General features: G+C 74.1%; 7 protein-coding genes and 1 pseudogene. All 8 read left to right on the forward strand.

The annotated features are described in order from the left end of the window. Positions 1-1,255: hypothetical protein (locus BN12_RS17380; protein ID WP_162233102.1), on the forward strand; the 1,255-nt coding region annotated here is incomplete at its 5' end. Then, positions 1,252-2,223: a glutamate ABC transporter substrate-binding protein gene (locus BN12_RS17385; RefSeq protein ID WP_048554435.1), complete on the forward strand. Its 972-nt coding sequence runs from the start codon at positions 1,252-1,254 to the stop codon at positions 2,221-2,223. The genes BN12_RS17380 and BN12_RS17385, both read left to right, overlap by 4 nt. A gap of 94 nt (positions 2,224-2,317) precedes the next feature. Further along, entirely contained in the window at positions 2,318-3,472 is a 1,155-nt protein-coding gene (locus tag BN12_RS17390) for a hypothetical protein (RefSeq protein WP_048554437.1), read from the forward strand. Continuing rightward, positions 3,469-6,045, forward strand: a complete 2,577-nt coding sequence (locus BN12_RS17395) for a serine/threonine-protein kinase (RefSeq protein WP_048554438.1) — start codon at positions 3,469-3,471, stop codon at positions 6,043-6,045. Before BN12_RS17390 ends, BN12_RS17395 begins: the two co-directional genes overlap by 4 nt. A 76-nt stretch (positions 6,046-6,121) precedes the next feature. Next, complete coding sequence (locus BN12_RS17400; protein WP_048554439.1) at positions 6,122-7,354, forward strand: zinc-ribbon domain-containing protein; 1,233 nt, start codon at positions 6,122-6,124, stop codon at positions 7,352-7,354. Between the two features lie 4 nt (positions 7,355-7,358). Continuing rightward, positions 7,359-8,636, forward strand: a complete 1,278-nt coding sequence (locus BN12_RS17405; RefSeq protein ID WP_048554441.1) for a vWA domain-containing protein — start codon at positions 7,359-7,361, stop codon at positions 8,634-8,636. 59 nt (positions 8,637-8,695) lie between these two features. After that, positions 8,696-9,169 (forward strand): annotated as a pseudogene (locus BN12_RS26260) (zinc ribbon domain-containing protein); the annotation flags it as partial. Between the two features lie 18 nt (positions 9,170-9,187). Beyond that, a complete protein-coding gene (locus BN12_RS26265; protein WP_235432569.1) occupies positions 9,188-9,682 on the forward strand; it encodes an FHA domain-containing protein in 495 nt (164 codons plus the stop codon). Positions 9,683-9,741 lie beyond the last annotated feature (59 nt).

Consider the following 9,741-nt stretch of genomic DNA (forward strand, 5'->3'; position numbering starts at 1 on the left):
CGCCCCCGCCACGGGCGGGCAGCTCGCCGGAGGCCACGGCACGACGGCGGACCGCACCCGTGGGCCGAGCACGCCGACCCTCCTCGCGCGGTGGCGGATGGCCGTGACCGTCGCGTGCCTGCTCGTCATGGCCCTCACGACGGCGAGCCTGCTCCTGTCGTGGGAGGCGACCCGGTCGGCGGCCGGCAACACCGAGCAGCTGGTCCGCGTCCAGGGGATCAAGGTCAACCTGCTGCGTGCCGACGCCCTCGCGACGAACGCGTTCCTCGTCGGCGGGCTCGAACCGGAGAGCCAGCACGCGGCATACCAGCAGGCGCTCGTCGACACCCAGCACGCGATCGCCGACGCGGCGCAGGCCCAGCCCGCCGACCGGGCGGCGCTGGCCGCACTCAACGCGGCGGTCCTCGAGTACGCCCAGAACATGGAGCTCGCGCGCGCCAACAACCGGCAGGGCTTCCCCGTGGGGCAGGCCTACCTCACGGTGGCGGGCAACGGGCTGCGGAGCACCGCGCTGCCGATCGTCGACAACCTCGTCACGGCGAGCCAGCACCGATCGACCGACGACATGTCCGTGCCCAAGGCGTGGCTCGTCGCGATCCCGGGAGTCCTCGGACTCGTCGTCCTCATCCTCGCCAATCGCTGGCTCGCCCGGCGCTTCCGCCGCCGGATCAACGTCGGCATCGCCCTCGCGGCGATCGCCGTGCTCGTCGGGAGCGTCGCCGCCGTCGTGGTCACCCAGTCCCAGGCGACGACGAACGGCCGGCTCGCCGACGGCGACTACGCGACCGTCGTCAGCGGGTCCACCGCCCGCAGCGCGGGCAACGACGCGAAGGCGCAGGAGAGCCTGCGCCTCATCAACCGCGGCTCCGGGTCGGCGAACGAGGCCGCCTTCGCCGCCAACGCCCGGACCATCACGAGCGGCACCTACCACGCGCCGATCGCCGACACGAAGACGCTCTGGGGCGCGTATGCCACGGGCCACGCCCGGATCGTGGCCCTCGACAACGACGGCAACTGGGACGACGCGGTCGCCCTCGCGACGAGCACCGCGAAGGACGCGCCGGGCGCCGCCTTCACCGCCTTCGACGACTACCTCGCGAAGGGGGTCGACACGGCGGCGCGGTCGACGGTCGACGCGCTCCACCAGCGGCTCGCCCTCTTCCTCGTCGTCGCCGCGCTCACCGCGCTGCTCGGTCTCGTCGCCGCCGGGGCGACGTGGCGCGGCGTGTCCGCCCGGCTGGAGGAGTACGCATGAGACGGCTCCTCGTCGGCATGACGGCGACGCTCGCGATGGTCGCTGCCCTGGCCACCGCCTCCTGCTCCGTCGAGCCGACGCCGCTGCCGAAGGCTGCTCCCGCGGCGACGTCCTCGGGCAGCGGCACGAGCACCGCGCCCGCCGCCTGCAGCGACGCCCTCCAGTCGTATGCGCCGTACTCGACCCAGCCCACGCCCGACACCTTCGCCGCCGGCTCGACGATGGCCGCCATCAAGAAGCGCGGCCGGCTCATCGCGGGCGTCTCGGCCGACACCTACCTGCTCGGCTCACGGAATCCGCTGACCGGACGGATCGAGGGCTTCGACATCGACATCGTCAACGCCATCGCCCGGGCCATCCTCGGCAAGGGCGCCCGCGTCGAGCTGCGCGTCATCACCGCCGCCCAGCGGCAGACCGTCCTGCAGGACCACCAGGTCGACATCGTCGTCCGCGCCTACTCGATGACGTGCGACCGCTGGAAGTCCGTCGCGTTCTCGGCGGAGTACTACCATGCGGGCCAGAAGATCCTCATCCGCAAGGGCTCGTCCATCACGGGCCTGCGGACCCTCGCCGGCAAGAAGGTCTGCGTGCCGGCCGGCACGTCGAGCGAGGACAACCTGCGCCGCCTCGCGCCGAAGGCGGTCGTCGTCCTCGCCGCCACGCACACCGAGTGCCTCGTCGACCTCCAGCAGGGCAAGGCCGAGGCGATCTCCGGCGACGACACCGTCCTGGCCGGCCTCGCGGCGCAGGACCCGTATGCCGTCGTCCTCGACGAGAAGGCGTTCACCGACGAGCCCTACGGGGTCGGCATCCCCAAGGACCACCCCGACCTGGTCCGGTTCGTCAACGGCGTGCTCCGGGAGATGGGCAAGGACGGCGCGTGGACGGCGAGCTACGACCGGTGGCTCGCACCCACCCTCGGCGGCGGCGCGAAACAGCCGACCCCGCAGTACGGGAGGGCGTCGTGAGGCCGGCCCGTGGGCACCGGACGGCGGCAGCTTCGGCCATCGTGACCGCGGCCGTCGCCCCGGTCGGGCCGGGCCGGCAGCACGGGCGGGCGTCGTGAGCGGCGTCGTCGCACCGGTGGCCCCGGGCGGACTCGGGCAGCGACCGCAGCCGGCCGAGGTCCTCGCCTACCTCGGCGACCTCGACGCATGGGTCGCGGGTCGACGGGCCGAGCTCGACGCGATCGACGCCGCGGCGCTCACCTCCGCCCGACGCGCCGAGGTCGACGGGGACCTCGTCCTGTCGATGGCCCTCTGGAAGTCCGCGGCCGACCGCCGCGACCAGCTCCGCACCGCGTGGGACGGCGGGCGCGTCGACGACTCCGACCTCGACCGGATCGCCGTGCTCATCTGGGGCCGTCTCGAGGCGGCCGGCGCGAAGGGCGCCGGCGGGGCGGCGGTCGCCGTCTCGATCCCCGAGGCATGCCGCCTGTCCGACGCGCTCGCGTCGCAGCTGCGGGCCCGGCTCGACCTCGCCCCGGCCACCGAGCGGGCGACGGCCCGGATCCGCGACCTGCGCGCCCAGCTGGAGCGGCTGCGCGACCAGGTCGCCCTCGAGCCGCCCGAGACCCGGCCCGCAGCCCAGCGCACGCTCGAGGAGCTCGTCGCGCGGGTCGACGCCGTGGCGGCCAAGCACGACCGCGGAGGGGACGTCGACGGCCTCCTCGGACCGGTCGAGAACGACGCCGCCCGCACCGAGCGCGACCTCATCGTCGGCGGCGTCCGGCGACGCGAGGCCCGCGAGCACCGCGCCCGTCTCGAGCGGCTCCGCGCCGAGCTCCAGGCGCGGGAGGCGACGATCGCCGCCCTCGCCGACGAGGCGGTGGCGACCGTGACGCCGGCGCCACGCAACGCCGTGCCCGACGTGTCCCTCCTCGGACCGGTGCCGGCCGACGCCGCCGGCCTCACCGCATACGACGAACGGCTCGACCGCGTCGGCCGGGCGATGGACGTCGCCGAGCAGCGGTATGCCGCCGCGCTCGCCGAGCGCTCGGCCCTCCTCGACCAGCTCGCCGCCATCGAGGTGAAGGCCGGCGCCCTCGGGGTGAGCACGGACCCCGACTGTGCGGCAGCGCGCGCGCAGGCCCGAGCCGTCCTCGACCGCCGGCCCGCGCCGCTCGAGGTCGCCGGCCACCTCGTCGCGGCCTATCGCGCGTGGGTCGACCTCGTCGCCGAGAACGCCCCGGCCGCGCCCGGAGGGAGGCGCCCATGAGATGTCAGCAGCCCGGGTGCACCGGATCGATCGTCGACGGCTACTGCGACGTGTGCGGTATGCCGCCCGCGGCCGGGGCGAGCGACGCACCGACCTCGACGCCGTCCACCAGCTCGACCCCGGCGGCCACCTCGACACCGACCGCCGCTCCGACCCCGTCCAGCGCCCCGACCTCGCCCACCGCCTCGACCTCGTCCGCCAGCTCAACCCCGTCCACCCCGGCGGCGCCTCCCGGACCGCGGGGCCTCTCCACGGCGGCTCCGGCCACTGCGTCCCGTCCGACGACCGCTCCGTATCCTTCGGCTCCTCCTCCGGCGGCCCCTCGGCCGACCGTCGCCGACGGGACCCGGTGCCGCGAGCCGGGATGCACCGGGACGATCGTCGACGGCTACTGCGACGTCTGCGGCACGCCGGGGTCGGCCGACACGTCCCCCGCTGTCGGTCGGCGTGCCGCCGGTCAGCCTGCGGGCGGTGAGCCGGCGGGAGTGGCCTCGGCGCAGTCGACCCCCACGACGTCGGCGAGCATCCGGTCCGCGCCGATCGGCTCCCGGAGGGCGGGGGCCGGAACGACGGCCACCCGCCGCGTGGGGTCGTCCCGCACCCGGGCCGCCCGGCTCGGCGCAGGGCTCACGACCGTGCCGCCCGCGCCGCCCGTCGACCCCGCGGGCGTCGTCCAGACGCATCCCGAGGTCCCCGAGGAGAAGCGGTTCTGCAGCAGCTGCGGGGCCGCCGTCGGGCGGTCCGTCGGCGACCGGCCCGGCCGGCCGGAGGGCTTCTGCCCCAAGTGCGGAGCCCCCTACAGCTTCACCCCCAAGCTGGCGGCCGGGGATCTCGTCGCGGGCCAGTATCTCGTGGCCGGCGCCCTCGCTCACGGCGGGCTCGGCTGGATCTACCTCGCCCGCGACCGCAACGTGTCCGACCGGTGGGTCGTCCTCAAGGGCCTGCTCAACTCGGGCGACCAGGACGCGCTCGCGGCCGCCATCGCCGAGCAGCGGTTCCTCGCCCAGGTCGAGCACCCGACGATCGTCGAGATCTACAACTTCGTCACCCACGACGACGCCGGCTACATCGTCATGGAGTACGTCGGAGGTCAGTCGCTCAAGCAGATCCTCAAGGAGCGGATGCGGGCCACCGGTGGCGCCTACGACCCGTTGCCGGTCGACCAGGCACTCGCATACATCATCGAGATCCTCCCGGCGTTCCAGTACCTCCACGACCTCGGTCTCGTCTACTGCGACTTCAAGCCGGACAACCTCATCCAGGTCGGTGACGCCGTCAAGCTCATCGACCTCGGCGGCGTCCGGCGGATCGACGACGAGGAGTCGGCGATCTACGGCACGGTCGGCTACCAGGCGCCCGAGGTCGCCGAGGAGGGGACGTCGGTCGCGTCGGACATCTACACGATCGGGCGGACGCTCGTCGTCCTCACGATGGAGTTCCGCGGCTACCAGTCGACCTACCTCCACTCCCTGCCCGACCCGGCGACGACGCCGGTGTTCCGCGACCACGACTCCTTCTCCTGGCTCGTCGCCAAGTGCTGCGCCCGGGAGCCGGCCGACCGGTTCGCCTCCGCCGAGGAGCTGCGGGTCCAGGCCCTCGGGGTGCTGCGGGAGGTCGTCGCGGGGCGGACCGCCGGGACGTCCCTCACGTCGACGGCCTCGGTCAACTTCTCGACGCCGACGGTCTCGACGGACCGGATCGAGTGGCATCAGCTGCCCGCCCTGGGACCCGACACGACCGACCCGCAGTACTCCTGGCTCGTCGGCCTCGCCCCGGGCGACCCCGACAGCCGGCTGCGGGACCTCGAGCAGGCACCCGGCGTGACGGCCGAGGTGCTGCTCGCCCGCGGCATGGAGCAGCTGCGGGCCGGTCGCCCGGCGGCCGTCGCCGAGGAGGCCCGCCGCATCCTCACCCTCGACCCGTGGGACTGGCGCGCGCTCTGGCTCCAGGGGCTCGCCTCGCTGCAGGCGAGGGACTGGGCCGACGCGCAGGCCTCGTTCAGCGCCGTCTACCAGCAGGTGCCCGGGGAGCTCGCGCCCAAGCTCGCGCTCGCCGTCGCGTGCGAGGCGGGCGGACAGGGCGACATCGCCGAGGGCCTCTACCGGACCTGCGTGCAGACCGACGCCGCCTACGTCGCGCCCGCCGCCTTCGGGCTGGCCCGGCTCCGCGCCGCCGCGGGCGACACGAAGGGTGCCGTCGCGGCCCTCGATCTCGTCCCGTCGACGAGTCGGGGGTACGGCGACTCCCGTCGCCTGCGCGCCGGAGTCCTTCTCGCCGGCGCGGGCCGGGACCTCGGGGTCCTCGACGCGGCGCTGCGGAGCATCGACGGGGTGCGGCTCGACGTCGTCGAGCGGGAGATGCTCACCGCCCGCATCCTCGAGCAGGCGGTCGCCGTCGTCGGCGAGCTCGGCCCGCAGCCCGAGCACGTCGGTCCGTATGCCGCGCAGCCCGACCCGCTGCGATCCGGCCTCGAGGCGTCCTACCGGGCGCTCGCGCGCGAGGCTCCCACCCGGGAGGACCGCATCGCGCTCGTCGACCGGGCCAACGACGTCCGGCCCTGGACGCTGACATGACCGACGACGCTCCCGTGGCGCGGCTGCGTCCCGTGGAGGACATCGTCGCCCGTCCTCCGACCCCGAGGACGGCGTCGTGACCGTCTACACACCGCAGCCCCCGGCCGGTGCTTCGTCGGCGACCTGCCCCTCGTGCGGTGAGTCGCTGCCGGAGGGTGCCCGGTTCTGCGAGGTGTGCGGCACAGCCGTCCCGGCCACGCCGACGACTGGTCCTGCGGACGGTGCCCCCCGACCCGCGTCGCCCACCCCTGCTGCGGTCGTCCCGTCGGACGGCGGTACCCGGGAGACGCCGCCCGTCGACGACGCGAGCCCGATCAGCACGCCGACCGCTCGCCCGCACGGCGTCGACGGGACGCCGGTCGCCGCGCCGCGTGCCTGCGCCGAGTGCGGAGCACCGGTCGGGGACGACGGCTACTGCACGGTGTGCGGGACGAAGGCCCCCTCGGAGCGCGACCACTTCGAGGAGGCCCCGGCAGCCTGGGTGGCCGGGGTGTGCGACCGCGGCGTCACGCACCTGCGCAACGAGGACGCGATGGCCCTGTATGCCGACCCGGAGCCGGGAGGTCGGGCCGTCCTCGTCGTCTGTGACGGGGTGTCGAACTCCGACGACTCCGACGTCGTGTCGCTCGCCGCGGCCCGGGCCGCCCGCGACGTGCTCCGGCGTCCGCTCCCGAAGGGGGCCGGTGGCGCCAGCGCGGAGGCCCTCGCCGTCAGGGCGTTCGCCGACGCCGCGGCAGCCGCCCAGACCGCCGTCATCGCCAACACCTCGCCGTCCTCGCCCCGTCCGGCGTCCTGCACCCTCGTCATCGGGACGGTCGACGGAAGTGTCGGTGGAGGAGTCGACGGGCCCGTCGGCGACCAGGTGGTGCGGTGCGCCGTCATCGGCGACTCCAGGGCATACCTCCTCCCCGACGTCGGCGAGGGCCGTCAGCTCCTCGTCGACGACTCCATGGCGGCGGCGCTCATCGAGGCGGGGACGCCACGCGAGCAGGCCGAAGTGTCGAGACATGCGCACGCGATCACCAAGTGGCTCGGCCTCGACAGCCCGGACCAGGTGCCGCGCACGGCCCAGGCGACCGTCGACGGCCCCGGCTGGCTGCTCGTCTGCTCCGACGGGCTGTGGAACTACGCCTCGGAGCCCGCCGCGCTGAGAGCGCGGATCGACGCGGTGGGCACGACGGAGCCGCTCACGCTCGCTCGCGCCCTCGTCGACTGGGCCATCGAGCAGGGTGGGCACGACAACATCACCGTTACGCTGGCACGTCTGGGAGCGACCGCTCCGGGACCGACTGCGACCGACGAGAGGTAGGGCAGTGGCAGAGTTCACCGCGCAGGTCTTCCAGAACGAGTTCCTGCCCGACGGGGGGACGGACGTCAACGCCATCGTGTCCGTGACGTGCACCAACGCCGGGACGGCCGGCACCGCGGGCATCGTGGCCGGCGAGGTCATCATCATCGACACGTCCGGCTCGATGGGTGACCGGCCGATGGAGGCGGCGAAGCAGGCCGCGCAGGCGGCGATCGCCGAGATCGTCGACGGCACCTACTTCGCCGTCATCTCCGGCAACGGTGCGGCATTCCTCGTCTACCCCGCGGTGACGTCGGGACCGGCGCTCGTCCGGATGGACGCGCGAACGCGTCAGGAGGCCACCCAGGCGGTCGGGATGCTGCGCTCGGGCGGTGGCACGGCGATCAGCACGTGGCTCGACCTGTGCGGCACGATCTTCGCCTCCGTCCCGCAGGTGCAGCAGCGGCACGCCATCCTGCTCACCGACGGCGAGAACGGCGAGCGGCCCGGCGTCCTCCAGCGGGCCGTCGAGCGCGCGACGGGCTACTTCCAGTGCGACTGCCGCGGCATCGGCGTCGACTGGAAGGTCGCCGAGATCCGGCCCATCGCGCAGGCGCTCCTCGGGACGATCGACATCGTCCCCGCTCCCGACCAGCTGCGGGCCGAGTTCCAGGCCATCATGCGGTCCTCGATGGCCCGCGGGGTGGCCGACGCCGAGCTGCGGGTGTGGGCTCCACAGGGGGCTCGGGTCGTCTTCGTCAAGCAGGTCTCGCCGACGGTCGAGGACCTCACCACTCGTCGCAGCACTGTCAACGACCTCACCGGTTCCTATCCCACGGGTGCCTGGTCGGACGAGTCCCGCGACTACCACGTCTCGGTCCGGCTGCCCGCGAAGGCCGTCGGTCAGGAGCAGCTCGCGGCACGCGTCCAGATCGTCGTCGGGGGACAGGTCGCCGCGCAGGGACTCGTCAAGGCGAAGTGGTCCGACGACTCGGCGCTCACGACCCGGATCGACGGTCAGGTCGCCCACTACACGGGCCAGGCCGAGCTCGCCGCGGCGATCCAGGAAGGCCTGGCCGCCAAGGCGGTCGGCGACGAGGAGACCGCGACGACCAAGCTCGGCCGGGCCGTGCAGCTCGCCGTCGAGACCGGCAACGACGAGGCGACGGCCAAGCTGCGCAAGGTCGTCGAGGTGGAGGACGCCGACACCGGCACGGTCCGGTTGCGGAAGGCGGTCGACAAGGCCGACGAGATGGCCCTCGACACCTCCTCGACGAAGACGACCCGGGTCCGCCGGTCATGAGGTGCCCGAACGGGCACGAGTCCGAGGCGACGGACTACTGCGACACGTGTGGTGCCGTCATGGAGACCGCCGCGGACCCGACCACGGGAGGCGCCGCCACCACGGCGGGTGCTGGTGCCGCCGGTGGGGGCGCCGGCTCGGTCGACCCGCGACATCCCCCTGCGGGCATCACCGCCACCGCGGAGGCTGCCGCGGCCGGCGAGCCTGGTGCCCACGGCAGTGTCAGTGCCGGAGCCACCGCTGCAGGGAACACGGTTGCTGCCGGCGAGGGTGCGGGCTCGGCGCCGAGCACCTCGGGCAGCCCTGGGGCAGCTCCAGTCTCGTCGCTCGACCTCGATGTCGCCGGCGGAGCCGCTGCGACGAGTGCGGCCTCGTCCGCCGGGACACGCGGTGCGTCCGGCTCGTTCGATCAGACCGGCTCGCGCGGTGCAGGCGGCTCGAGCGATGCGGCCGGGTCCACGGGTGACCGCCCGTGCCCGAACTGCGGGGCGCCCAATGCGCCCGACGCCCTCTTCTGCGAGGCCTGCGGCTACGACCACACGACGGGCAGCATGCCGCGGCGAGCCCCCGTCGGCATACCGGATGCCGGTGAAGACTCGGCCGCCCCGCCAAACGCCTCGACGGCGTTGCGGACGCCGTGGGTCGCCGAGATCTGGATCGATCCGCGCTGGTATGCCAACCAGGGCAGTCCCGATCCCCTGCCCAGCCAGGGCCCACCCGTCGTCGTGGCCCTCCGCAACGCCTCGCTCCTCATCGGGAGGGTGTCGGTGAGCCGCGGCATCCAGCCCGACATCGACTGCGGCGTCGACAACGGCGTGAGCCGCCGGCACGCGCAGCTCACGACGGACGGGACGCGGTGGTGGATCGAGGACCTCGACTCGTCCAACGGCACCTACATCGGCGACGCCGTCGGTGACCTGCCGACGACGGCGATCCCGGTCGGCCAGAAGCGCGAGGTGGACGCCGACGACCGGATCTACCTCGGCTCGTGGACCCGCATCGTCCTGCGTCCCTCGACCGACGACGAGGTGGCGGCCCTGTCCTGAACCGGCCCTGTCGCCGGATACCTCGACCGGTGAGGGGGTTGCGGGAGTGGAGGTATCTG

It is taken from the genome of Nostocoides japonicum T1-X7 (assembly GCF_001046855.1).
Taxonomy (GTDB): Bacteria; Actinomycetota; Actinomycetes; order Actinomycetales; family Dermatophilaceae; genus Nostocoides; species Nostocoides japonicum.

What these genes read in the sequence shown, in the direction of transcription:
- BN12_RS17385 (WP_048554435.1), top strand. Translation starts at nt 1,252, where the DNA reads ATGAGACGGCTCCTCGTCGGCATGACGGCGACGCTCGCGATGGTCGCT.
- BN12_RS17395 (WP_048554438.1), top strand. Translation starts at nt 3,469, where the DNA reads ATGAGATGTCAGCAGCCCGGGTGCACCGGATCGATCGTCGACGGCTAC.
- BN12_RS26265 (WP_235432569.1), top strand. Translation starts at nt 9,188, where the DNA reads ATGCCGCGGCGAGCCCCCGTCGGCATACCGGATGCCGGTGAAGACTCG.